Genomic DNA, 23631 nt, shown 5'->3' with positions numbered 1-23631 from the left:
GTCGATGACGGCGAGCCGGCGGTGCCCGAGGCCGGCATCCTCGTCGAGCCACACGCCCTCGGCGTCCGGCCCGCGCAGACTCATCGTCGCCGTCATCGCCCGCAGCACCGCGCCCTCGCGGCGCAGGTCACGGGCGAAGCCGACCTATCCGACAACTCCACACACAGTATGCCTCCCGTTGATCGATCAATCGTGGCGGTTACCGGTGCGAGCGCTCATGGCCTGGTGACCGCAGTGCCGAAGGTGGTGGCGAGCCAGGGCTTGCGACCGCCGGCCAGCAGTCTGCCGCGGGCGATCTGGCCCCACTGGCCGGTGCGACCGAAGCCGACCTTGAGGAACGCGGCGGGGTCGGCGGAGATCCAGCAGTCCGGCCTGGCCTGTGCGGTCGACCTGCCGGTCACCGCGGTCCCGTGGTCGATCTCCACCAGATAGCGCGGGCCGCCACGCAACCTGATCTCGATGCTCGCGCGGACGTTCGCGGCGCGTTTCCGGTTCAGGTATCGCGGCATCATCGTCAGTACGCCGTCGAGCACCAGCAACGCGTCCGACCGGTCGATGCGCCACGGCTGTCCGCTCGCCCGCGCGATGTCCAGCCCGTGCACGACCAGTTCGCCGAGCAGCGCCGAGCTCATCGTCGACCAGCTCAACGCGAGGCCGTTGCTGACGATCAGCGGTTGCGCCGGCGGCTCAACGGCCAGGAATCCCGTCACCGCCGGCAGCAGCCGATCGGCCAGCGAGGCGAGGTCACGATCGGGATCGGTACGCAACTGCGCGGCGTTCGCGTCGGTGTTGCGCCGCGACGGGTGGTCGCCCGCGGCGGGGTTGTTCCGTCCCTGCGCGTACGCGGTGTAGTCGACGAACTCGTTCACCAGGTGCGCCGCGGTCTCGCCGGCGGTCCAGCTCAGCCCGGGAACCATGGCGTCCGGAGACTTAGCGGCCCGGATCACCGCTGCCGCGCGAACAGCACCACTGCGGATCGCGTCGGACAATGCCGCTCGTCCGGCATCGGGCACAGCGTTGATCTCTGGCATGAGTCATCCCCATCGTTTCGTCGAGCGGACACCGATCGCCTGATCATCGACTGCTGCGGGTCTCACACCGCGACGGCCTCGATCGCGCTCTCGGCCCGCGGATCGTGCCGGGACGCCGGGTGTACGGCCATCACATCGAAGCCGCTGCGGCCGATCAGCTCCCGGTACTCGCTGTCGGTCCGGTTGCGCCCCTCCACCATGGCCAGCATGAGCAGATCGAAGATCTTGGCCTGGCTCGGTCCGGGGCCGTCCGGGACCACCTTCTCCAGCACCACCAGGCGCGCTCCGGGTCGCATCGCCTCGCGTACGGTCCGCAGGATGGCGAGGGACTTGTCGTCGCTCCAGTTGTGCAGGCAGCGCGCCAACAGGTAGAGATCGCCATCGCCGGGCACCCGGTCGAAGAAGCTGCCTTCCACCAGTGTCACCCGGTCCGCGACACCGGCCTCGGCGAAGCGGGTGCTCGCCTGCCGGATCGCCTCGGGCAGCTCGAGCAGGACACCGCGGGTCTCCGGCCGGCCGGTGAGGAGGGCGGCGAGCAGCGCGCCGTCGCCGCCACCGACATCGACCATGGTGCTGACCTCGCCGACGTCACACCGCGACAGGGCGGCGGGTACCGTCCGATGGCTGCCAAGGGCGGTGTGGAACGTACGCGCGACCTCGGGGTGAGTGGCGAGGTAGGTGTACATGGGCTGCCCGTACGCCTGGTCGAAGGCCGGGGTGCCGGTCCGGACCGCGTGCGGCAGCTCGGCGAAGGAGCGGAACACCTCCTCGCCCAGCATGATGGCGCTGGCCCGGGCGGATTCGGGCACGTCGCTCCGTAACAGCGAGCCAGCGCCGGTGAGCTCGAACGTCTCGCTGCCCCGCTGGGTGAAGAGTCCGACGGAAGCCAGTGCCCGCAGCAGGCGCAGCAGCGCGTCCGGATCGGCGCCGCACCGCGCGGCCAGGTTCGGCGCGGTCTCCGGACCGTCCGCCAGCAGGTCGGCGATGCCGAGCTTCGCGACCGTGTAGCAGGCCTGGCCCAGCCACGCTCCGGAGAGCAGGCTCTGTACCAGCGCGGCGTCACTCGGTCGTACCCGTGGCGGGGCCGCCGCCGCTGTGTGGTCCGGTTGAGCGTGGAAAGGCGACATCATTTCCTCCCGCGGGCAGACGTGGAGTGAGTGGGAGCCCCGCTCACAGGGCCGCTCCGACGGCGGACATGACGGCCACCGTGAGGCGCCGGTGCAGCGAGGCGTTGTCCCGGCGATCGGTGACCACCTCGATCAGCCGTGGACCGGGCTGGTCGAGCACCGCGAGCAGATCGGCCGTGCCGGCGGCCCGTGTGTACGGCCAGCCAGACGCTGCCGCCACCTGTTCGAAGGAGACGCCGTGCGGCGTACCGAAGAGCATCTCGAAGTCGTCGATCGGCCGCCGCACCGGGAGCAGCGAGAAGATGCCGCCGCCGTTGTTGTTGACCACGACGATGGTGAGGTCCGGACGCGGTGAGCCGAGGCCGGTGATGAGTCCGTTCTGGTCGTGCAGCAGCGACAGGTCGCCGAGCAGCGCGTAGGCTCGGCCGCCGCCCTGCGCCTGGTGCGCCAGCGCGGCACCGATCGCACTGGACACCGCTCCGTCGATGCCGTTGAGTCCCCGGTTGGCGAGGATCCGGACGTTCTGACGCGGTCGCATGGTCTGTTCCAGATCGCGAATAGGCATGCTGGAGCCGGCGAAGAGCAGCGACCCGTCCGGGATCGCCGCCACCAGGTCGCGGGCGATGCGCGGCTCGCTGAGATCGGTACGGTCCAGCATCACGTCGAGCGCGCCACCGGCGGCCTTGTCGGCGTCCTGCCACCGGCGCAACCAATCCGGATCCTGGTCAGGCAGCATCGGCGTACCGAGCCGGGACAGCACCTCGGTGGCGCCGCGGGTGGGGTCGGCCCAGTCAGCGGACGGATCGACGACGAGATGGTCGCGGGCCTGACCAAGGTAGTCGAGAACCGCGAGGTGGACGCCGGGCCGCCCCATGGTGATCACCATCTCCGGCTCGGCCCCCTTTCGGAACTCCCGATGGCTGAGCAGGTCGCCGTACGTCCGGATGGCGTTGGCACCGTAGCGCGCACCGGTCTGCGGCTCGGCGAGCAACGGCCACCCGGCCTGTTCGGCGAAGGTGACAGCGGCGTGCGGATCGCTCGCGCCGTCGCCGACGACGATCACCCCGTGGGCGGGCACGTCCAGCGTGCGCGGCGCCTCCGGAGCATGCCGGACCCGGGTCCAGGGTTCCCCCGGTGGGCGCGCCGACGCCAGGAGGGCAGCCTCGTCCGGCAGTGGGGCCGGTGCGTCGTACGGCTCGTGCAGGCCGATGTTGAGATGCACCGGCCCGTGGGCACAGCTGCCGAGGGCCCGGGACACCGCGGATCGCCAGTACCGCACCGTGGCCGTGGTGGGTGGCTCGGTGTTCAGTTCGGTGTAGTGGGGCGTCGCCGTCCCGTACAGCCGTACCTGGTCGGTCGCCTGGTTGGCTCCCGTGCCGCGCAGTGCGGGCAGCCGATCGGTGGTGATGACGACCAGCGACACGCGGCTGTGTCGGGCCTCCAGCACGGCGGGATGCAGGTTGGCTGCCGCCGTCCCCGACGTGCACACCACGGCGGCGGGGCGGCCGCTCGCCCGGGCGAGCCCCAGCGCGAGGAAGGCCGCGGACCGTTCGTCGATACGTACGTGCAGCCGCATGCCCGGGCACTGGTGGACGGCGTGCGCGAGCACTCCGGAGTGCAAGCCGGGCGAGGCGACCACGTCGGTGACACCGCACCGCGCCAGTTCGTCGGCGACGGTGCTGGTCAGGGGATCCGAGAAGTGCACGATGTCCTTTCCGGAGACGATCAGTCGTCGGCTTCGGGAGCCAGAGCCAGCGACGCCTGGCTCGGCGCCTCGTCCACGAACTCGACCACCGCCTGCACCACCTCACGGGCGATGAGAATGCGCTGGTGGCCCAGCCGGTCGGTGACGAGCAGCCGGGCCGGGCCGGCGTAGTCGGCGATGAGCCGGTTCGCGTGATCCATGCCGACCGTGGTGTCGGAGCCGTCGTGGATCACGAGCATCGGGACGGCGGCCTCGGCTCGCGCGCCGGGCGACCGCGGCCCGCCGCCCTGCCCGGCCGAGAAGACCTCCTGCTGGACGCGCCGGTGCAGGCTGCGCACGACCCGTTCGTTCACCCCCAGCCGCCGTTGGAACTCGTCGACCAGGAACCCGAGGTCCGCGACACCGCTGATGGCCACGAGTCTCCGGGTCCGCACGCCGTTGTGTACGGCGAGCAGGGCGCACTGCACGCCGTACGAATGGGCGACGATCGCCTCGAAGGTTCCGAAGCACCGCTGCACCTCGTCGATGACGCGGCCGTACTCCGCCACGGTGGTGGCCTCGCCGCCCGAGTGGCCGTGGCCGGGGGCGTCGAAACTCAGCGGGCTGTACCCGTGGGCGAGCAGTTGGGGTACGAAGGAAGCGAACCGTGACGCCCGCGAGCGCCACCCGTGCAGCAGCAGCACCGGCTTCACGCCGTCACCCCAGCGGTACGTGACGACCCGTTTTCCCCTGACCGCCACGACGTCCCGGATGGCCGACGCGTGCACCTCCTGTTCGGTGACCCGCAGGTTCGCCCGCTTCCAGGTCTTGCAGAAGGTGACGTACGCGCCGTGGCCGGCGAGCGCCGGCGCTATCCAGGACGCGATGTTGAGGCCCGTCCGGACGGACGAGGCGGTCAGTAGTCTGCTGGCCATCGTGACGGCTCCTTCAGGATGTCGGGCTTGGCGCGGGTCAGCCGTCGGTCACCGCGGTGCGATGACGGCGCGTGCTGGCCTCACCCATGAGCAGGCTCACGTTGTGGCCGCCGAAGGCGAAGGAGTTCGATATCGCGTTGCGCACCCGGCCGGTGCGCGGCTGCTTCCGTACGTGGTCCGCCTCGCACTCGGGGTCGACCTCGTCCAGGTTGTACGTCGGCGGCAGCACGCCCCGGGACACGGCCAGCGCCGTGATCGCGGCCTCCACCGCACCCGATCCGCCGAGCAGGTGACCGGTCACCGACTTGGTGCTGCTGACCGCCGGCGATACCGCGCCGAAGACCGTGCGCAGTGCCTTGACCTCGGCCACGTCACCCAGCTTGGTGCTGGTTCCGTGCGCGTTCACGTAGTCGACCTCGCCGGGTGGGAGGTCGGCGCGACGCAGGGCCGCCGCCATCGCCTTGGCCGCGCAGGCGCCGTCCGGAAGGGGCGTCGTCGGCCGGTACGCGTCGGTCGTGACACCCCAGCCCAGCAGGTCGGCGTATCCGGCCGCGCCCCGGGCGTCCACGTCGCTGGCTCGCTCGACCACCAGGATGCCCGCGCCCTCGGCGAGCACGAAACCGTTGCGGCGCACGTCGAAGGGACGGCTCGCGGCGGTGGGATCCGACCACCGCGTCGCCAGCGCGCCGCCGTGCCGGAAGCTCAGCGAGCCGGTCGGGTTCAGTGGCGCCTCGGACGCTCCGCAGATCACCATGTCGGCGTCCCCGTGTGCGATCAGGCGGAACGCCTCCACTATCGCGTGGGCGCCGGCCGAGCACGCCGTCGACATGGCGGAGCTGAAGCCGTGCGCTCCGTACTGGATGGCGATGCGGGCCGCTGCCATGTTCCCCAGGAAGCCCGGCAGCATGTACGGGCTCACCGCGGTACGGCCGCGGGCGGCGTACGCGTGGCTCTGCTCCTCGAAGATGTCCAGGCCGCCCGCACCGCTGCTGACGACCACGGCCACCCGGTCGGGATCCACGTCGGTGCCGACGGTCAGCCCGGCGTCGGCCATCGCGTCCGCGGCGGCGGCGAGAGCCATCAGCACGAACCGATCGACGAGCCGACCCTCGGCGGGGGGTAGCACCTCGGACGCGTCGATCTCCGGCGCGAAGCCGGCGTATTCGATGGCCGGGGCGAGCCGATGGTCGGCGGGCACCTGCCGGATGCCGGACCTGCCGGCGCAGACGGCATCCCACACCGTATCGACGGCACGCCCGACCGGGGTGAACAAACCGATGCCGGTGATGACGGGACGGGCGCTCATCACCGCACCACCGCCGCGGCTGTGCCGAGCAGTTCCCCGCTCAGAAGCCGGTCGCGCAGCAACGCCTTGCGCACCTTGCCGGTGGCACCGAACGGCAGCACGCCGTCGCCGGCCGTCAGTACGCCTGCCACGGTCGCCGCCACCGCGGGTTCGAGCGCCGCGGTCACCTTCGCCACCAGGTCCGGCTCCGGCTCGCCGCCGTCATGCAGCGTCAGCAGAATCACGGTACGGACCTCGCCGGGCTCACCGACGGCCACCACCGTGCACTCGAGCACCTCCGGGCAGGCGGCCAGGACGCGCTCCTCGGCGAGGGCGGTGTACACCCAGTTCCCGTCGCCGATGTCGACCGCGTCGACAAGCCGGTCGACGTGGAAGAAGTAGCCCGCCTCGTTGCGGAAGACCAGGTCCCCGGTGAGGAAGTAGCCGTTGCGGCGGGTCCGGTAGGTCAGCTCCGAGTCGTTCCAGTAGCCGAGCGAGAGGGTGGGCGCCTTGATGCCGAGCTGACCGACCTGCCCGGCCGGTAGCTCGCGGGCTTCGTCGTCGTACACCACGGCGTCCGTGTAGACGTGCGGCCGGCCGATGCAACGCCGGTACCGATCGGTGTCCGGGGTGTGCGTGATGAAGAACTGCGAATGACCCATCTCCGAGGAGCCGAGCCCGTCGATGAAGACCGAACCGGCCTTCTGGGTCACGCCCTCGCTCGTCATCACGTACCGCCGGCCGGCGCCGACGAGGTGACGGATGTGCGGTTCGTGCGCGCAGTCCCCGGTGTTCCACCAGGCCTGCACCGAGCTGAGGTCCCGGGTGGCGAGGTCAACGCCGGCCAGGTCCGACCACGTCGCCGAGAAGCCGAGCACGCTGATCGGGCGCCACTTTTCGATCACGTCGAGGACATACGCGCCGTTCTGCCGGGAGCACAACGCCAGCTCCACGTGATTGCACAGCGCCACGCTGAGCGCGATCACCATGGCCGCGTGCCCGGGCGGCAGGATCACCAGCATCCGGTCCAGCGCCGCCGCCTTCGGCAGGGTCAGGCGGTGCCGTACGGCCGCGAAGAGGCTGTGGTGCGAGTGGGCCACAGCCTTGGGCAGACCGGTGGTCCCGGACGAGTGGGTGATGACGACCGGATCGTCGGGGTGGTGCTGGAACGGCGGTGGCGCCAGCCGCGGGTCGCCGGCGCCGAGCGTCGCGACATCGACCATCGACTGGCTGGCGAGCCCTTCGTCGCGCAGTGCCTGCCGGTGCGCCGCGTCGGTGATGACCACGGGCGAGGCCAGCCGCTTTCGGATGTACTCGGCGGCGAGACCACTGCCGAGGTTGCCGTTGATCAGGGCCGGAACGGCGCCGATCCGGGCCAGCGCGAGGAAACACAGCGCCTGGTCGGCCGCGGCGCGGACGTAGACCGCCACCGGATCCCGCGGCCTGATGCCCAGCCGGTGCAGCTCGGCGGCTCGGGCGGTGACCCGATGCTCCAACTCGGTCAGCGACATCGGCTGCCAGGACGGGTGGTCGTCCACCGCGGTGTCGAAGGTCAGCGCCGGATCGTCCAGCCCTTCACCACGCGCGATCAGCGTGGTCAGCAGGTTTCCGGTGCCCAGCGCCGGATCCGCGGCGAGCTCGGTCCGCATTCTCTTAACGTCCATGTCTCGGCTCCCTGGAAGATGTCGTGGGGGCGTTCGTCAGCACGGCCGGACGCCTCGCGAGCAGCACGCCGGCACTCTGGTCGGGCTCCGCCCCGGCGGCCAGGAGACCGCCGGCGCCCCGGCGAAGGCAGCCGACGCCAGCGGTGGGACGCCCCGTCCGCAGGCGGTCATGACGTCCAGACCGGTGATCGATACCGGACGGCACCGGGGCGGCGCGACCGCTTCCGCCTTCCCTGAGGTCATCTCGATCATCCGTCCAGCGGCTGTCGGAGCAGACGGGCAACTCTGTCCACAGTGGATATCTGGAGCAACGTGTCGTCGGGGTGATATTCGGTGAGGATCTCGATGACGCCTTGCCGGTCCAGAGAGGCGGCAGCGGTCATTTCTGCTCCATGCGCACGGTGATCTCATCCGCCAGGTCACCCACGGTCATCATGGCCAGCCGCTCGGCCTCGTCCTCGTCGAACCGCACGCCGTAGGCGTCCTCCACCTGAATGGAGACCTCGGCGACCGCCAGGGACTCCAATTCCAGACCGTTGGCGCCCAACGCCGTTTCCCGAGTCACCGAGGAGGTGTCATAGTTCATGCTCTTGAGCGCGTCGACAAGAAACGCGAATACGTCGGCAGACATACGAATTCCCTTCGGTTGGCATGGCGCGACCGCTTGATTCGGCGTGCCATTTTCGGTGAACTTTCGGCTACCTCGGAGCGTGCGTTGCCCAAGCCCTCAGCGGACAGCGGCGTCCCGTGCCACGCTGCGCAATGCGGCTGGATTCTGGACGATCTTGCCGGTGGCGGTGCGGGGAAAATCGCCCAGAACATACAGCGGACGGGGCCGCTTGTAAGCGGCCAGACGCTCGCCGAGGTCCGCCTGGATCTCCTCGGCCGTCAGGTCGACCTTCAGGCCACTGATGGAAACCTGCGAGTCCAGCCGGCCGTTGATGGTCAGCAGGCCGGGCGCCGGCTGAACGGCGGGGGCATGCTGTCCGGACAGATCGGTGGCGATCGCCCCGCCTCCGTCATCCCGTACATGTTGCCGAAAAGCGTTGCCGGGTAGCGCTCCCGGAACGCATCCCGGAGGCCGCCGCGGAACACCCCGGCCTCGTCGGGGCCGGCCAGGAGGACGTCGTCTACCCACGGGCCGTCCGGCGGGACCGGCCCGTCGGCTAAGAGCCAAACGGTATTCATATATACCCCGTATTGTGATGACCTGCATGGATGCGACGGCTTCGTTGCCTCGCACTCGATCGCAGCAGCGTCGAGCGGCGCACCCACATTCGACCGCACTAGATCACATAGGCCAATCCGAATCGAAGGTAGCAGCGGCCGTCTGCGGGAGTCAACTGTGGACATACATGGGTCAAGTTCTGGACGCGCCATCGATCAATTAGGAAAGATCGCGATATAAAGGGGGCCTTCGGGGAGCGGGGCACCCGTGTAGCATCCGAGTCCACCCCCAGCGAAATGCAATGAGTCAGCGTCCCCGTGGGTGTTGCCGCACTCACGAGGACAGACAGGCCCGACCGCGAAGTGTCGGCCCGGCGGCTCAGGCCGGGCTGAACTGGATGAGGACAGACGCGATCGGCAGCTCGTCCGGAGCGGGTGGCTCCTCGGTGCGCCAGGCCAGCCGTACGCTCCATCGGCGGCCCGGCGGTAGGCGGTAGGCGTCGGCGATGCCGCCGGCCGTGCCGCTGGAGAACCCGAGGATGCCCGACTCGAAGACCACCTCGAGGACGTCGCTGCGGTCCCAGCCGGCCGGATCGAAGTCGGCCGGCCCGTCCCAGGTCTCCAGCCGGGTGTCGCTACCCAGCACCACGGCGTCGTCGATGTTCTCGACCACCACATAGCCCGGCGTCGAGCTGACCCATCGATCGAGCTCGTGCGGCGGGGGCGGCACGTTGCGCCGGTCGTTGCTGTCGTCGATCATCGCGAACAGTCGATAGTCGACATCGACGTACAGCTCGGTGTGCTCGACCAGCGCCGCCATGCTGACCCCTCCCCGCTCGGTCGACTACGAGGGTAGCGATCTCCCGCCGACCGCGTGTGTCCGCTTACCTACTCACCCTTGCATCGGCAGATGTCGTTGGCTGAACTACTCCTGCCACCAGCTATCCAACGGGGGAGTTGCGCTGATGCGACGATGGTTCCTGCCTGTCACAATCCTGATGTCGATGCTCGTGGGCCTGATCCCGGGTTCTCCGGCCCACGCCGAGCCGAGCCCGGACCAGACGACCCGCAAGCTCGTTCCGTACGTCATCTCCGACCCGGATCTCATCGACCATCCCGAGCGGGTGAGCGAGGAGTTCCGCAAGAACCTGAACCTCGATAACCTCGGCGTCAAGCCGGCGACCGCCGATGGGCCCTCGGAGTCGACCAGGGCGCGGCCGCGAGCCGCGGCGGCCGGTCCTGAGAGCTACGTGGTGGACTCCGGGCGTTTCCCGCGCGGGTCGCTGCCGGACGACGTGTACGACTACGCGACGCGCGAGCAGTGCGAGGAGCACAGCGACGAGGCCAAGCGCGAGCAGGGCTGGATCAAGAACCGGTATTCCTACTGCCAGAGCCACCTGGTGTACATCGGGGCGATCGAATGTGGGCTGTTCCCGCCGTCGTGCCGGTTGAGCGGTGAGTACCTCTCGCAGAACATGCTGCGCGGCGAGGGTAAGCAGGGCGGCCACATCAACGACCCGAGCAAGCTGCGGTGGGCAGGCTTCACCCTCGACGTCGAGGTGCTGTGGGCCCGGGGGGTGTTCTCGGCGCCGACGGCGAAAATGAAAGCCACCATGGAGTGCGACGGCGGCTATCGCGACCCCGTCTTCGACGTCGACGACGACAACGCGTGCTTCCCTGGGCCGGACGACGACACCGAGAAGACGATCCCGGGCTGGCGGGCCAACAACTACGCCTTCTTCGAGCTGATGTCCGATGCCCGTGAGCCGGCCGTGGCTAACGGCGAGCAGATCGCGACGGGCGTGTTCCACATCGAGTACGACTTCGACCTGCCGGGCTGGTACTTCCAGTTCGTCGACACGGAGAGCGAAGAAGGCGGGATGCGCTTCGACAGCGCGTGGTATCTGAGCAGCGCCCGTGCCCGGCAGCTCGGATCGGTCTTCGACCGCGCCGTCCCGGGCATCTTCCTCAGCACGACCGACCCGGCCGTCAAGGGCGCCGCCGTGCACATCGAGGAGGCCCGCGCGAACCCGCCGGCCAGTTGGCCGCCCAACCCGAACAAGGCCCTGCGTGGGGCGACCGCGAGCGACCCGCTGCACCGGATCCCGCGCGCCAAGAGCGCCGAGCACCGGTTCCGCGCGGACCGCAACCGGACCGTCTCCACCAACACCTGCGCCCGCACTTCGATGCCGCCACCGCCGGACGACCCGACCGTTCCCAAATGGGACTGCGACGAGTACCCAATCGCGGCCACGTACGAGGGCTCGGCTGGACCGGAGTTCCACGACGAGGACCTCGAGCGCGGTCGGCCGGTGCAACTGCCGGACAACTACTCCGTCCGGTTCGTCGCCTCCGCCGAGAACCAGGAGGCCGGTGGCCGCATCGGCATTTGGATGGAGAACGACCGGCTCGTGGACTACGACAACTTGTTCATCCCGGTCGGCGATGGCAACGTCAGCAACCCCCCGCCCGACGACCCCGATATTGACGACTCGCCGGTGGTCAGCGCCGGTCCCGACCGCCGCGGCAACGAGGGCAGCCCGGTCGGCTTGAACGGCTCCGCCCGCGACGACGGCGGCGCCCCGAGCACCCGGTGGTCATACACCGCCGGTTCCGACGTGGACGCGGGCGCTACCTGCGCCTTCGAGGACGCCGGCACGCCGGTCACGACGATCAGCTGCACCGACGACGGCACCTTCACCGTCACGCTTACCGCCGACGACGGCGTCAACGGAGCGGTCAGCGACAGCGCGACGGTCACGCTGAGCAACGTCGCTCCGTCGCTGCGGGAGACCCCCGAGCCGAGCCCGCTGCGCGCGGCCGCCGCGGCCGTCGCGCCCACCCAGTGGCCAGTTCATCGGGCCCGTACGGCGTTCGAGCTGAAGGTCCCGTTCAACGATCCCGGCACCAACGACACCCACACCTGCACCGTCGTCTGGGACGACGGCCGTACAGAATCAGTGACTGCCACCAACAACGTCTGCCAGGCCACGCACACCTTCACCGACGCTGGCATGTACACCATCGACGTCACCGTCCGCGACGACGACGCCGCCACCGACAAGTCCGGCAGCATGATCGTGGTCTACGACCCCGACGCTGGCACCGCGAACATCGACGGCTCCACCGCCACCCCGGCCGGCGCCCTGGTCAGCGTGCCGAACGCGGCCGGCCAGACGTGGCTGCACAACACCGCGCAGTACCAGACCAGCGCTGCCACCACCCCGGTCGGGCAGGGCAAGGCGTGGACGGACGGGACGAGCTTCCGGCTCGAACCCAGCACCCTGGAGTGGCTCGTGCTCACCAAGGACGGCAAGGTCGCCTCCCGTGGTGAGGGAACCCTCAACGGCCGGTCCGGCTACACCTGGGTGATCTACGGCTGGGACGCCTGTTCGTCGGGCCGCACCGACTGCGTCGGCATCCCCACCGACCGGGCCCGCCTGGTCGTCTTCGAAACCGCCACCGGGACGGTCGTCTACGACCATAGCCCCGGCAGCACCGAGTTCGACGTCGACCGGATCGCCCCACGCGATTTGACCTCCGGCGCCGTCCAGCTGCACCGCACCGGAACGCGCTGAACCGGTATCCGGCGCCGGCCGATCACGGCCGGCGCCGGGCCCGGACTGCGGGTGGGCAGCGGCGTGTTTCTTGAGCGCACAGATTTCGCAGCAGCTTGCCGGACGCCGGATCGCGTTCCAGGGCGGCGTAGAGGGGGTGAATCCTCATCGGCTGGTAGGCATGTGCCGAGGCGGGCCAGAGGCGAAGTGCTCGGTAGCGGAGCGGCTGGGAGAGCTCGCGCGAGTCCTTCATGTCGGCCGGTACGTCGAGCAGATCCCGGGTCGGCCATCCGGCGTCCAACCAATCGAGTGCCAGCGTCGGGCCAGTGCTCCCCCCAAGCGGTCAGGCGTTGCTGCTCCCGGATGGCTGGCGCCGGCCGGCATTTCAGTTCGCCTAAGGCCACGTCTGAAGGCGTCAGTGTTGGCGCCCCCGGCGGAGGCAGTAGTGCGGCGTCCGCATATGGCCGATGAGTAGATGTTTTCTTGGCGGGGACCTGGATACTTTCCGCGCATGTTTGACGGTTTCGAGGACGAGCGGGTCGATGTCGGGGAGGTGGAGCTCCGGGTCCGGTATGCGGGGCACGGGCCTGCGGTCCTCCTCATCCACGGACATCCGCGTACGGGGTCTACGTGGCATCGTGTCGCGCCGCAGCTGGTTGATCTCGGGTTCACCGTCGTCTGTCCCGACATGCGCGGCTATGGGCAGTCCGGCAAGGCGCAGATCCTCGCGGATCACTCGCAGCAGTCCAAGCGGATTGTTGCCGCGGACCTGGTCCGGCTGATGGAGAAACTGGGCCACCCGACGTTCGCGACGGTCGGACACGACCGTGGGTCGTACGTGGCGTTACGCCTGGCGCTGGACCACCCCGACACGGCCAGTCAGTTGGTGGTCATCGACGGTGTTCCCATCAGCGAGGCTCTTGCCAGGTGTGATGCGAAGTTTGCCCATGACTGGTACCACTGGTTCTTCTTTGCTCAGCCGGACAAGCCAGAGCGGGCCATCGCCGCCGACCCCGATGCGTGGTACGCCAGTAAGGCCCGGCCCGAGAGCATGGGAGCCGAGAACTACCAGGAGTTCCGGCAGGCCATCCACGACGCGGCCACCGTCCGGGCCATGCTGGAGGACTATCGGGCGGGCCTCGGCGTTGACCGAGTGCACGAGGAAGCCGACCGGCGTAACGGTCGTACTGTCCGCTGCCCCACTCTCGTGCTGTGGTCGACCCGGGACGACATGGAAGACCTGTACGGCGACCCGCTAACTGTCTGGCGCCCGTGGGCCCCCGATCTACGCGGGCACCCGATTGAGTCCGGCCACCATGTCGCCGAGGAGAACCCTGACGACTTGACCGCAGCCCTGCACCGCTTCTTGTCCTGAGCCTCCCGCCCCGCACGGCACCACCCGGGCCTTATCCAGGGGCACACTTCCCGGGTGTCGAGCTGGTCGCGCAGCCGACTGGCGCGTTGCGACGCGCGCACCCGCCGAATTTGAGTACGTATCCCGATTAGGTGGTCGGACTCCATACCCACGGAGTGGTGGTACTGATCGGGTGCAGACCTAGTCGTTGAAGAATCGGGCTGCTGTCCTTGGACGCGTCGACCATGAGGTACTTGATGCCCCGGTCGGCAGCCAGCTGTGCGCGACGGGCGACCAGCGCGCGGTAGATGCCCTTCCGGCGCCATTGCAGCAGGGTCGAGCCACCCCACAGCGCAGCGAACTCCGTGCCGGGAATGATCACCAGCCAGGCGGCCGACACGACCTCGTCCGCAGCCTCCGCGACGAGAACGACGATGTTCTCCGGGGCCGACTCGATACGGTCGCGTAGGTCACCAGCCAGCCACGACCAGTCGACGCCCCATACCTCGGACTCCATGGCCGCGATCCGGCCCAGGTCGGCAAGGTCCGTAGTTGCGCGGATGGCGATGCCGTCGGGGGCTTCGCTGGCGGCGGTCAAGTTGGTTGCCAGACCGATGACGACCGTTTCCTCATCCTCCGGCACGAAGCCGGCCAGCCGCAGCCGCTCAGTGAGATCTCGCCGGTCGTGGCCGTACGTCTTCCACTCGACCGCCTGGCCGCGCGCTGCGGAGCGGTCACGCACGCGACCGATGAGCGCGTCCAGCTCGATGCTGAGGCCGTCGAGATCCTGCGCGAAGGCACATCCTCGCGCGGGGGTGGCGATCTGCAGGACGGGGCCATCCCACGACGGCTTCCAGTTGTTCGGCAGACGCGAGGCGATGGTGCCCCGCACCTGCTGGTCGTGCAATGCCCGAAGCTCGCTCCGTGTAGTCATCGCGGCGGAGCGTGGCATTGGCGCCGCCTATCGGCAAGCTGTTTCCGTCATCCTCTTCTGCCGCCGACCGTGCGCCCTGCGCCTCGGCGCCCCGGTCGCGTTGGCCGAACGTCGGTCTCGCGCTGCTCGGTGAAGACCTGCCGACACGGAGACCCAAGGCGCCTGGGCGACGCCAGGGTCACGGGCCCGGGTGGGGGAGCACGGCGCTCAACTGCACCTGCCTCCGCCTGCGGCTTCTCGTTTCTGCAGGTCAGAGTCGGTGCGGCGTCCTGTTTCCCGCGGAGTGCTCCGCGGTTTGGCGATGCAGTCGACGACGCTCTATGTCGCCTGGTGGGGGAGTGTGCGCAGGTCAAAGCGGTAAGGAGCCGTTGGTAGGCCTGACCTTGCAACTGGGAGCAGATTGGGTGCAGGTTGGCGAAGTGGTCACCGCCCCCTGCTCTCCGCGTTGCTCGCGACACCCGATCACGGCTGGCTGATCGTCACCCAGACTGGTCTGCTGCACATCGATGTTCGAGCGCACAATCCCGCCGTGCCGGACCAGTAGCTGGTCCCGTTAGCTGAGACACCGATCCCACTCGCGATCCCGTGACCAGCGCATCCTCTGTGATGACCCCTTCGGTGAGCCCGAAGGCGTCAGCGTCAGCACTCTGCGGGGGCGGTAGGGCAGTGTCCGCTCATAGCCGATGACCGGATGTCGATCGGGTGCCGTGACGCGGGTGCCTTTCCGGCGAACGCAGAAGCTGTCCCAACCGCAGGCGTGAGCTGACGTCCGGCCCAGATGTGCGCCCTGCCGATGGGCTGACCGGCGGGCGCGGCGCCTCAAGCCATCGCGGGAAGGATGACCCGTTCCAGCACCGTGAGCGGGGTCCGCCACTGGTCGGGGTCGTCGTAGTTGCCGGCGGTGACCGCCACGGTGAGGTCCAGGTCGGGCAGGACGAACAGGCGCTGGCCGCCGTTGCCCATGCCGGCCAGCAGCCGATGGCCCTCGATGGATTCGATGTACCACTGGTAGCCGTACTGCGCGCCCCAACTGGTCTGCAGGCGTGGCTGGAGCATCGTGCGGATCCAGTCGGCGGGGACGATCCGCTGACCGTCCCAGGCGCCCTCGGCCAGCACCAGCTCACCGATCCTGGCCAGGTCGCGGGGCGCGAGTCGCAGCCCGGACGCGGCGGAGGCCACTCCGTCCGCGCCGGTCATCCACTCGAATCTGTCGATGCCCAGTGGTGCGAACAGGACGGCCTTCCCGTACTGCGGCAGCGACTGCCCGGTGCCCTCGGCGATCAGTCGGCCGAGCAGAGCTGTGGCACCGCCGCAGTAGGTCCATCGGGCGCCGGGCGGCTCGAGGATCGGCCGCTCCAGGATGTACCGGTATCGATCCGGCGCCAGCTCCATCGCGATCTCGGCGTTGGCCGGGCTGTTGTACGGGAGGTCTTCACGCCATTCCACCCCCAACGACATCGTCAGGGCGTGCTCGACGGTGAGCCGGGCACGGTGGGGGTCGGCCGCCAGGTCGGGGTACTGCGGGAACCGCTGCAGGAGCGGCTCAGCTGGCGGCGGGACCAGCCCTGCGCCGAGCGCGATGCCGTACAACAGGACGGTCACGCTCTTGGTGACGGACCGGATGTCGTGCAGGACCCCGGGCCCGAACTCGACGACGCCCAGCGAGTCGCCCCAGGCGAAATCTTCGCCGGCGCTGTAGCACTCCAGCAGGGTTTGACCACCGCGAACCGCCGCGACGGCGTGCAGACCGCCGACCTGGCCAGCTTGGAGTATTTGGTCGAGACGGTCACGCAACTGCGTCGTCATGGGCACTCCGGAGGGGCGATGTCGGCCAGCGGAACAGCATGCTCGTTATAGCGGAATTTTCGCTTCTGGAGCGACCCGGTTGGGATGAGATCGCTGTCGACGGTGCGCGGGGTGGTGCCGAGCACGAGCAGCACACGCGCCACACCCAGCGGGAGCGCATCTGCTTTCGGCGTGGCACCACGACGGGCAGCCTTACGAGGGCGATCTCGGCGAACAGTCCGGTTCTTCTCCTCAACCCGGCTAACCCGCACAGCGGACCGGAGCCCGCATGTGCTCTAGGTTGCGAAAGGTACCTTGCTCCGGCAAGGTAGTGCCATGCAGACCGATCCAAAGCTCGTTGCCTTGCGGCGCGGCCTGCTCGAACCACTCGTACTAGCTGCCGTCGAGTCCCAGCAGCGGTACGCGGCGGAGATCCTCGCCGCGCTGCAGGAGGCAGGCTTCCCTGCCCAGGAGGGCACGCTGTATCCGCTGCTGAGCAAACTCCGGCGAGACGGGCTCGTGCATTACGAGTGGCGGGAGTCGCCGTCAGGGCCGCCCCGGAAGTACTTCTCCCTCACGGATGCCGGCAGAGGCCAGCTCGCCGCGTTCCGGGAGTACTGGAACGAGCTGACCCACGTGATCGACACGATTGGACGATGACCGATGACTGAGCCGGTATCCATCCGCCTCACCGGGCATGTCGCGGCCTTCCCGGCCTCCGGCGAAGCGCGCGACGCCCTGCGGCAGTACCTCGATGATGCGCGACGCGCGTTGCGCTCCGACCCGGACGCTGACGAGATCGTCCGAGATCTCGAGTCCGCGGTTGGCGACCGGTTGAGTGCTCTCACAGGCTCGGGCGACGACTCGGTGACCGGTGCCCAGATGGCAGCGATCCTGGCTGAGCTCGGGCCGGTGGGTCCAGCACGCCCCACGCCGCCTTCCCCCGAGGGGAGGTTGCGTGGCCGGTTCTGGTCTCGGATCAACGAGGGCAAATGGTTCGGCGGCGTCTGCCTCGGCATCGCGGCGTACGGCGGGTTCCGCGTCGACTGGGTACGAACCGTCGTGCTGCTGCTGACCATGCTCACCGGTGGACTACTCGCCGTGCCGTACCTGGTCCTGCTGCTCGTCCTGCCCGTCGTCCCGACGGTCACCGACTATGAGCGCCAACGGGATGCCACCGCGATACTCTCTTCTCCGTGCGCTTTCGGGTCAGGTAGAGGGACTCCAAAGCACCGCTGTTGTCGATCAGCAGGCCACCTTGCCGCAGCCCCACCACGCCTCCCAGCGGAGCCCACCACCTGGCGAAGAGGAAGCCCGTGACGCGTTTATGGAACTCGCTGCCCGAGCTGATGTCCCATCGCATCTGGCCGACCAGTGGCTCGACGAGTGGCGTGACTTCTAACTGACTCCCTCGGGCAGCCTACTGCCGCGGTCGACCGGTGCAAGATCAGGCCAGAAGCCGAAGCTGATCCAGGTCAAGGCGCCCTGATTGTTCCCTGTGGGTTAAGGGGTCGAGCATGGGCGTGGGGAACCGCGGGCACTGTCAGTGAGGCACGCCGGCCGGGAACTCCTCGACCCCCAGCACGCGCAGCAGCTCAAGCTTCTCCCGGGCCTCGGCGTCGGCCGGGGTCAGCACCAGCAGCTGCTGGCCGAGGTCGGGGGTGACCAGGGTTTCGCAGTCCATCGTGATGCGGCCCACGCGCGGGTGCATGAACGTCTTGCGGTCGGCCCGGCGCATCGCAACCTCGTGCTCGGCCCACAGCCGCCGGAAGTCGTCGCTCGCAGCCCGCAACCGTTCGATCAGACCGGTCACGGCCGGGTCGCCGGCCCGCCGGCCGGCCACCGCGCGCAGGTCGGCGACCTGCTGGCGGGCGTGCCGCTGCCATTCCTCGGGGCCGTGGAGGTCGCGGATGACCGGGTCGGTGAAGTAGCGGTAGGCGACGTAGCGGCGGTCGCCGGTCAGCCCGGTGTGCTCGCCGGTGAGCAGGATCGACATGCGGTTCTGCGCCAGGATCTCGCCGAGGTCGGACAGGACCATGGCGGGGGTGTCGCCCACCAGGTCGAGCAGGCGGACCAGGCCGGCCCGGGCCAGGCGGGCGATGCCGTCGGCGGGCGGCGGCTGGTGGCCGGCCAGGTGGAACAGGTGGCTTCGCTCGTCGTCGGTCAGGCGCAGGGCTCGGGCCAGGGCACCGAGCAGCTGGGTCGACGGCTGGCTGCTGCGGCCCTGCTCAAGGCGGACGACGTAGTCGACGGACATGCCGGCGAGCATGGCGACCTCCTCGCGGCGCAGGCCGGCGGTGCGGCGGCGGGGGCCGTCGGCGATGCCGACCTCGGCGGGGCGGATGGCCTCGCGCCGGCGCCGCAGGAAGTCGGCGAGCTGCTCACGCTGCATGCCTCCATGCTGCCCCGGGACTGGGCATCGAGCCAGGGAGCGGCGCTCCCACGATAAGCGCTCCGCTGCCGGCGGGCCGAAAAGCGGCGCAGGGTGGACCCGAGATCGACCGATGAGGGAGAGTTTCGATGCAGACACGCACTCTGGGCAACACGGGTCCCAAGGTTTCCGCGGTGGGGCTGGGGGCGATGAGCATGTCGGGCGCGTACGGCCCGGCCGATCGCGAGGAGAGCATCACCACCGTGCGGGCCGCGCTGGATGCGGGGGTCACGCTGGTCGACACCGGTGACTTCTACGGCATGGGGCACAACGAGCTGCTGCTGTCGGAGGCGTTGCGGGGACGCGACCGGGACAGCTATTTGCTGAGTGTGAAGTTCGGGCAGCAGGTGGGGCCGGGCATGCGGTTCGCCGGTCAGGACTCCCGCCCGGCTTCGGTGCGGAACTTCCTGAGCTACTCGCTGACCCGGCTCGGCGTCGACTACGTGGACATCTACCGGCCGGCCCGGCTCGACCGGTCGGTGCCGATCGAGGACACGATCGGCGCGATCAAGGAGATGATCGACGCAGGTTACGTGCGGTATGTGGGGCTCTCCGAGGTTGACGCGGAGACCGTCCGGCGGGCGCACGCCGTACATCCGGTTGCTGATCTTCAGATTGAGTATTCGCTGCTGTCGCGGGCGGTCGAGGCCGACGTGCTGCCCACAGTGCGGGAGTTGGGCATCGGGCTGACCGCGTACGGGGTGCTGGGCCGTGGCCTGCTCTCGGGGAACTGGGTGCCGGGTCGGGCGGACGATCCGCGTAACCACAGTCCCCGCTTCTCCTCCGAGAACGCGTCGCACAACCTTGCCCTGGTGGAGGCGTTGCGCCGGGTCGCCGATGCGAAGGGGTGCACGGTGGCGCAGTTGGCGATCGCGTGGGTCGCGGCGCAGGACCGGTCCATCGTTTCGCTGGTCGGTGCGCGCACCCGGCAGCGGCTGGCCGAGGCGTTGCCGGCGCTGGACGTGAAGCTGTCGGCCGATGATCTCGAAGAGATCGAGGCGGCCGTGCCGAAGGGTGCCGCGCGCGGTGACCGTTACCCGGCGGCGTTCATGGCGAGCCTTGGCGTCGGTAACTAGTGCCTTGTCATCCAGCCTTGAACGGGTAGTTCAGCACCTGCATGGCGCTCTGGGGTGGACGTCGAGGTCGGTGAGCAGCCGCGCTGGCGTCCTCGACGAGGGCCAGAGTGGGACCGGGTGCCGACACGTCAACCGGACGTAACCCCGGAGTCTGAGAGACCGCGCGGCCACCCAATGACGCGCTCGGCGGTGACGCCTCGAAGGTCGGCGCCGTTCCACCGGGCCCCGGTAACATCCGTTCGTCCGTACTCCGGATCGTGCGTCACGACGTAGCTGAACCGCGCGTAGGACAGATCCGTGTCACGCAGGTCGGCATCCCGCAGATCGCAGCCAGAGAAGCTGGCACCCGTGAAGGAGGCGCGGCGGTGGGACTCGACGTGTATATCGAGAACCAGGTGCACGAGCAACGCTATGCCGGCGTGGAAGCAAGCTCCTCGCTGCAACGCCTGGTGGCGGCGAGCGACCGGGAGCGGCACCACCTGGTGTCGAGGATCGATTCCTACGGCGACACCATGATCAACCTGATCCAGCTGCCGCAGTTGACCGCGGAGCTGGACGAGATCGCGAGCCGCAAACCGGAGCTCCGGGTCGACGTGCAGGCGCTGGGGGCGCTCATCGAGGAGACGACCCGGGCTCGCGGATATCTCTGGATCTCAGGTGACTGAGGCCGGCCCCGGCCGGGACGGACAAGTTGGTCGCAGAAGGTGCAGGTCGCGGTCAGTCGGAGGGTTCGTCAACGGAAGGCCACAGGCGGCTAAGACGCCGATGGCGTGTCGTCTTAGCCGTAGCTGAGCGACACGCCCTGGAGCACGGCCCGGAGGGATGTAATCCCGGTACTCAGACGATGCCTCGTCCGACCGGCGGAACCACGCTCCGCCTCTGCCTCGCAGGCGTCCATGACTCGCACTCCGGGCCGCGCGGCAAGAAGGATATTCCGCCGAGGCCGAGCGCGCGAGGAGCGAGGCTGGGCGAGCTTGCCCGGAGTGAGGCGGAGCGGCCCGGTCCGCAAAACCCGGAATGTGTACGGAATGATCACGCCGGTCGGCGGCAAGCTATTGCCCGTACGCGCTGGTGGATGGCGGCTCTGCGCACTGAGCTACCGCCTTCCACTACAGCGACGGCTCCCGCAAGTGGATCCCACCGAACCCGGACTACGACCAGGAGGTCTGGGACGAACAGGTCCGCCAGCACAAGCACGGCCACCTCAGAAACGAGCGCCCGAAGGTCCGCATCCAACGCCTCGTCTGACGCCAGCAGTGCAACAGCGAAGTACAGCAACCGTGCGAGCCAAACCGGGCCGACAAGCTCGTTAGCAAGCTGTCTGACCTCGCATCAAGCCTGGCCCGACCGACTTGCCGAGACTTCACACCGAGGAGGTCACTGGTTTGGTACCGGCATCGTCCACTCTCAGTTTGTGCAGGTCAGAATCCCGTTACCGGATCAACCGGTAAGGGCTTCCACGCGTGTACGTCTCTTAACATCGAGAGCAGCGGTCAGTAGCGCGGGTGCGACGGTCGTCGCGATGACCGGGCGTGCAGTCCTCCGAAGAACTGGCACGGAGAGGGCGGGACAGTGGCGGTTGAGCAGTTCGGTTCACTGGTGGAGGCCGGTGTCACGATGCGGCGCTATGGGGGTGCCAGTGACATTGCCGGCGTCCAGGCCGTCCGTGCCGAGGTCTACCGGGCCGACGGCGATTTCTGGCTGCCCGGTCCCGACACCAGCGAGGACTCCAACGGCGTACACCCGTTCTGTCTGATCGCCCAAGCCGACTCGGGGCGAACTGTCGGCTTCACCTGGATGGACTGGTGGTCCGAAGCGGCCGATACCCGGGTCTACCTGCTGAGCGGATGTGTGGAACCAGCGTGGCGCCGACGGGGCATCGGCAGCGCCCTGCTGCGGTGGCAGGAGGCACATGCCATCGAGTTCGACGGCAGTAGGCCGGTCGGCGGCCGGAGCGTCTTCGGCGCGAACGTGGGCGAGCACCAACCGGGCAAGCTGGCACTGCTGACTGCTCACGGCTACCGGGTCGCGTTCACGGCCGTTGACATGGCCCACGACCTGAACGCTCTACCGGACGGCGACGTTCGGCTGCCCGAAGGGCTCACCCAACGTCCGGTCGAGGCTGCCCACCACCCCCAGATCCACCAGGTGATCGAGGAGTGCTTCGCGGGAGCACGCGACGGCTACCGGCCCAGGACCTACGAGGAGTACCTCCGCGACGTCCAGGACATCGACATCTGGTGCGTCGTGTGGGCGGGGGACGACATCGCGGCGGTCGTGGTGAACGAGTTGCAGGCCGACGGCACCGCCCGGACGCCGTGGGTTGCCGTAGGCACCGCGTGGCGCCGGCGGGGCGTCGGTCTTGCGGTGATGAGGCGCACGCTCCGTATCTTGGCGGAAGCGGGAGTCTCGACGACCCGACTCAGCACGGTCGCGGAGAATCCGAACAACAGCGTTCGGTTGTACGAGAAGGCGGGATACCGCGTGACCGCTTGGCAACCCCGATACCGCAAACCAGTCGAGGCGTGCTGAGCCGAGGCGGTCGTTGACCACACTGATGGCCGCCGTGGTCTTCGCTGTCGGCGAGTGGACGTGGCTCGGTCGCGCCTGGTAGGCAGGCGGTTGTGCGGATCATTTCCCTGTTGCCGGCGGCCACGGACATCGTGGCCATGCTTGGCCTGACCGGGCACCTGGTCGGGCGTACCCACGAGTGTGACTGGCCGCCGGGGGCCCTGGCCGACATCCCGGCGGTGACCGCGACGTCCCTGCCGGAGACCTTGACGAGCCGGGAGATCTCGGCGGCGATCGCCGGTGACGCGCACCGAGGATCGTCGTTGTACCAGCTCGACGTCGCCCTGCTGGAGGGGTTGAAGCCGGATCTGATCCTGACCCAGGATCTGTGCGACGTGTGTGCGGTCTCCTACCAGCGGGTCAACGACGCGGTTGGTCTGATCGATCTCGACACCAGTGTGATGTCCCTGGAGGCGAGGACCATCGGCGGGATCCTGGACACGGTCGACGCCGTGGCCGCGCTGACCGGCACCGAAGGCAGGGCGGCGGAGATCCGAGCCGACGCCGAGCGTCGCCTCGCCGCGTTGCCGGGGCCGGTGCCCGGCGCGCCGACGGTGTTGTTCGTCGAGTGGCTCGATCCGTTGATGCCTGGCGGGCACTGGGTTCCGGAGCAGATCACCCATGCGGGTGGGCGGTCGCTGCTGCTCGGGCCGGGTGCGCACAGCACCCCGCACCTGTGGTCGGTGGTCGCCGACCTGGCTCCCGACGTGGTGGTGTTCGGGCCGTGCGGGTTCACGCCTGAGCGAACCGTCGACGAGCTGTCCGTGGCGACCGCGCAACCTGGCTGGGCGGACCTACCCGCGGTGCGTGATGGGCAGGTGTGGGTGGTCGACGGGCCTGCCTACTTCAACCGCCCCGGCCCGAGGGTCGTCGACGGCGCGGAGATCCTCGCAGGCATCCTCGGCGGCCGTCCAGACCCGCGCGCTCGGCGGGTGCCCCTCGACGTCGGCTGACGCTGCCGCGCCCGAGTGGCGGAGGCGGACCTCCGATGCCGATCGCCCGTTGCCCCGGCATTCGCAACGCCCCGCAC

General features: G+C 69.1%; 23 protein-coding genes. 9 read left to right on the top strand and 14 right to left on the bottom strand.

Translation table 11 applies throughout. The features are described from left to right. Positions 1–215: 215 nt before the first annotated feature. The 8 genes from KBX71_RS02800 to KBX71_RS02770 all read right to left on the bottom strand — a co-directional run bounded on the left by KBX71_RS02800 (position 216) and on the right by KBX71_RS02770 (position 8357). Positions 216–1031, bottom strand: coding sequence for a maleylpyruvate isomerase N-terminal domain-containing protein (locus tag KBX71_RS02800; RefSeq protein WP_210816368.1), 816 nt, complete (start codon positions 1029–1031; stop codon positions 216–218). 62 nt (positions 1032–1093) lie between these two features. Next, positions 1094–2158 carry a methyltransferase gene (locus KBX71_RS02795; protein WP_210816367.1) on the bottom strand — a complete coding sequence of 355 codons (1065 nt, stop codon included), beginning with the start codon at positions 2156–2158 and terminating at the stop codon, positions 1094–1096. 43 nt (positions 2159–2201) lie between these two features. Then, positions 2202–3863 carry a 2-succinyl-5-enolpyruvyl-6-hydroxy-3-cyclohexene-1-carboxylic-acid synthase gene (gene menD, locus KBX71_RS02790; RefSeq protein WP_307846936.1) on the bottom strand — a complete coding sequence of 554 codons (1662 nt, stop codon included), beginning with the start codon at positions 3861–3863 and terminating at the stop codon, positions 2202–2204. A 20-nt stretch (positions 3864–3883) separates the two neighbouring features. Continuing rightward, on the bottom strand, positions 3884–4777 hold the full coding sequence (locus KBX71_RS02785; protein WP_210816366.1) for an alpha/beta hydrolase: 894 nt from the start codon (positions 4775–4777) through the stop codon (positions 3884–3886). Between the two features lie 37 nt (positions 4778–4814). Next, on the bottom strand, positions 4815–6083 hold the full coding sequence (locus KBX71_RS02780; RefSeq protein WP_210816365.1) for a beta-ketoacyl synthase: 1269 nt from the start codon (positions 6081–6083) through the stop codon (positions 4815–4817). Beyond that, positions 6083–7726, bottom strand: coding sequence for a class I adenylate-forming enzyme family protein (locus tag KBX71_RS02775; RefSeq protein WP_210816364.1), 1644 nt, complete (start codon positions 7724–7726; stop codon positions 6083–6085). Before KBX71_RS02775 ends, KBX71_RS02780 begins: the two co-directional genes overlap by 1 nt. 248 nt (positions 7727–7974) lie before the next feature. Beyond that, the gene (locus tag KBX71_RS34190; protein ID WP_256441943.1) at positions 7975–8109 is read right to left on the bottom strand and encodes a hypothetical protein; all 135 of its coding nucleotides are present in this window, start codon (positions 8107–8109) and stop codon (positions 7975–7977) included. After that, complete coding sequence (locus tag KBX71_RS02770) at positions 8106–8357, bottom strand: acyl carrier protein (protein WP_210816363.1); 252 nt, start codon at positions 8355–8357, stop codon at positions 8106–8108. Before KBX71_RS02770 ends, KBX71_RS34190 begins: the two co-directional genes overlap by 4 nt. Positions 8358–8441: 84 nt before the next feature. On the opposite strand from KBX71_RS02770, the gene KBX71_RS34715 reads away from it, so the two are divergent. Continuing rightward, positions 8442–8783 (top strand): hypothetical protein, encoded by a 342-nt coding sequence (locus KBX71_RS34715; protein WP_210816362.1) that lies wholly within the window; start codon positions 8442–8444, stop codon positions 8781–8783. Between the two features lie 489 nt (positions 8784–9272). Here KBX71_RS34715 and KBX71_RS02760 read toward each other — a convergent pair whose 3' ends face one another. Further along, complete coding sequence (locus tag KBX71_RS02760; protein ID WP_210816361.1) at positions 9273–9713, bottom strand: hypothetical protein; 441 nt, start codon at positions 9711–9713, stop codon at positions 9273–9275. Between the two features lie 145 nt (positions 9714–9858). On the opposite strand from KBX71_RS02760, the gene KBX71_RS02755 reads away from it, so the two are divergent. Together KBX71_RS02755 and KBX71_RS02750 are read left to right on the top strand one after the other, a co-directional pair. Next, positions 9859–12471, top strand: a complete 2613-nt coding sequence (locus tag KBX71_RS02755) for a PKD domain-containing protein (RefSeq protein WP_210816360.1) — start codon at positions 9859–9861, stop codon at positions 12469–12471. Between the two features lie 490 nt (positions 12472–12961). Continuing rightward, the gene (locus KBX71_RS02750) at positions 12962–13825 is read left to right on the top strand and encodes an alpha/beta fold hydrolase (RefSeq protein ID WP_210816359.1); all 864 of its coding nucleotides are present in this window, start codon (positions 12962–12964) and stop codon (positions 13823–13825) included. Between the two features lie 127 nt (positions 13826–13952). On the opposite strand, the gene KBX71_RS02745 is transcribed toward KBX71_RS02750, so the two are convergent. From KBX71_RS02745 to KBX71_RS02735, 3 genes are all read right to left on the bottom strand, one after another. After that, positions 13953–14696 (bottom strand): GNAT family N-acetyltransferase, encoded by a 744-nt coding sequence (locus KBX71_RS02745; RefSeq protein WP_307846935.1) that lies wholly within the window; start codon positions 14694–14696, stop codon positions 13953–13955. Between the two features lie 861 nt (positions 14697–15557). Continuing rightward, positions 15558–16544: a serine hydrolase gene (locus tag KBX71_RS02740; RefSeq protein WP_210816358.1), complete on the bottom strand. Its 987-nt coding sequence runs from the start codon at positions 16542–16544 to the stop codon at positions 15558–15560. Beyond that, the gene (locus KBX71_RS02735) at positions 16541–16678 is read right to left on the bottom strand and encodes a hypothetical protein (protein ID WP_210816357.1); all 138 of its coding nucleotides are present in this window, start codon (positions 16676–16678) and stop codon (positions 16541–16543) included. The genes KBX71_RS02740 and KBX71_RS02735 overlap by 4 nt, the downstream gene beginning before the upstream one ends. 181 nt (positions 16679–16859) lie before the next feature. Between KBX71_RS02735 and KBX71_RS02730 the strand changes: the two genes are divergently transcribed. Both KBX71_RS02730 and KBX71_RS02725 read left to right on the top strand, forming a co-directional pair. Continuing rightward, a complete protein-coding gene (locus KBX71_RS02730) occupies positions 16860–17183 on the top strand; it encodes a PadR family transcriptional regulator (protein ID WP_210816356.1) in 324 nt (107 codons plus the stop codon). A gap of 3 nt (positions 17184–17186) precedes the next feature. Beyond that, positions 17187–17843 carry a PspC domain-containing protein gene (locus tag KBX71_RS02725; protein ID WP_210816355.1) on the top strand — a complete coding sequence of 219 codons (657 nt, stop codon included), beginning with the start codon at positions 17187–17189 and terminating at the stop codon, positions 17841–17843. Between the two features lie 223 nt (positions 17844–18066). Here the strand turns inward: KBX71_RS02725 and KBX71_RS02720 are convergent, their stop codons facing one another. Further along, positions 18067–18915 (bottom strand): helix-turn-helix transcriptional regulator, encoded by an 849-nt coding sequence (locus KBX71_RS02720; protein WP_210816354.1) that lies wholly within the window; start codon positions 18913–18915, stop codon positions 18067–18069. A 128-nt stretch (positions 18916–19043) separates the two neighbouring features. Between KBX71_RS02720 and KBX71_RS02715 the strand changes: the two genes are divergently transcribed. Next, complete coding sequence (locus KBX71_RS02715; RefSeq protein WP_210816353.1) at positions 19044–20030, top strand: aldo/keto reductase; 987 nt, start codon at positions 19044–19046, stop codon at positions 20028–20030. Between the two features lie 128 nt (positions 20031–20158). Here KBX71_RS02715 and KBX71_RS34710 read toward each other — a convergent pair whose 3' ends face one another. Continuing rightward, positions 20159–20353 carry a hypothetical protein gene (locus KBX71_RS34710; RefSeq protein WP_374102577.1) on the bottom strand — a complete coding sequence of 65 codons (195 nt, stop codon included), beginning with the start codon at positions 20351–20353 and terminating at the stop codon, positions 20159–20161. Here KBX71_RS34710 and KBX71_RS02705 point away from each other — a divergent pair. The 3 genes from KBX71_RS02705 (at position 20288) to KBX71_RS02695 (ending at position 23554) form a co-directional block, all read left to right on the top strand. Continuing rightward, a complete protein-coding gene (locus KBX71_RS02705; RefSeq protein ID WP_247682839.1) occupies positions 20288–20695 on the top strand; it encodes a hypothetical protein in 408 nt (135 codons plus the stop codon). The two genes, KBX71_RS34710 and KBX71_RS02705, sit on opposite strands and share 66 nt — an antisense overlap. A 907-nt stretch (positions 20696–21602) precedes the next feature. After that, positions 21603–22562 (top strand): GNAT family N-acetyltransferase, encoded by a 960-nt coding sequence (locus tag KBX71_RS02700; protein WP_210816350.1) that lies wholly within the window; start codon positions 21603–21605, stop codon positions 22560–22562. Between the two features lie 92 nt (positions 22563–22654). Further along, the gene (locus tag KBX71_RS02695) at positions 22655–23554 is read left to right on the top strand and encodes an ABC transporter substrate-binding protein (protein WP_210816349.1); all 900 of its coding nucleotides are present in this window, start codon (positions 22655–22657) and stop codon (positions 23552–23554) included. Positions 23555–23631 lie beyond the last annotated feature (77 nt).

Source organism: Micromonospora sp. D93 (assembly GCF_018070365.1).
GTDB lineage: Bacteria > Actinomycetota > Actinomycetes > Mycobacteriales > Micromonosporaceae > Micromonospora > Micromonospora ureilytica.
The sequence above is the reverse complement of the archived record's forward strand: the minus strand, read 5'-3'. Positions and strand labels throughout refer to the sequence as shown.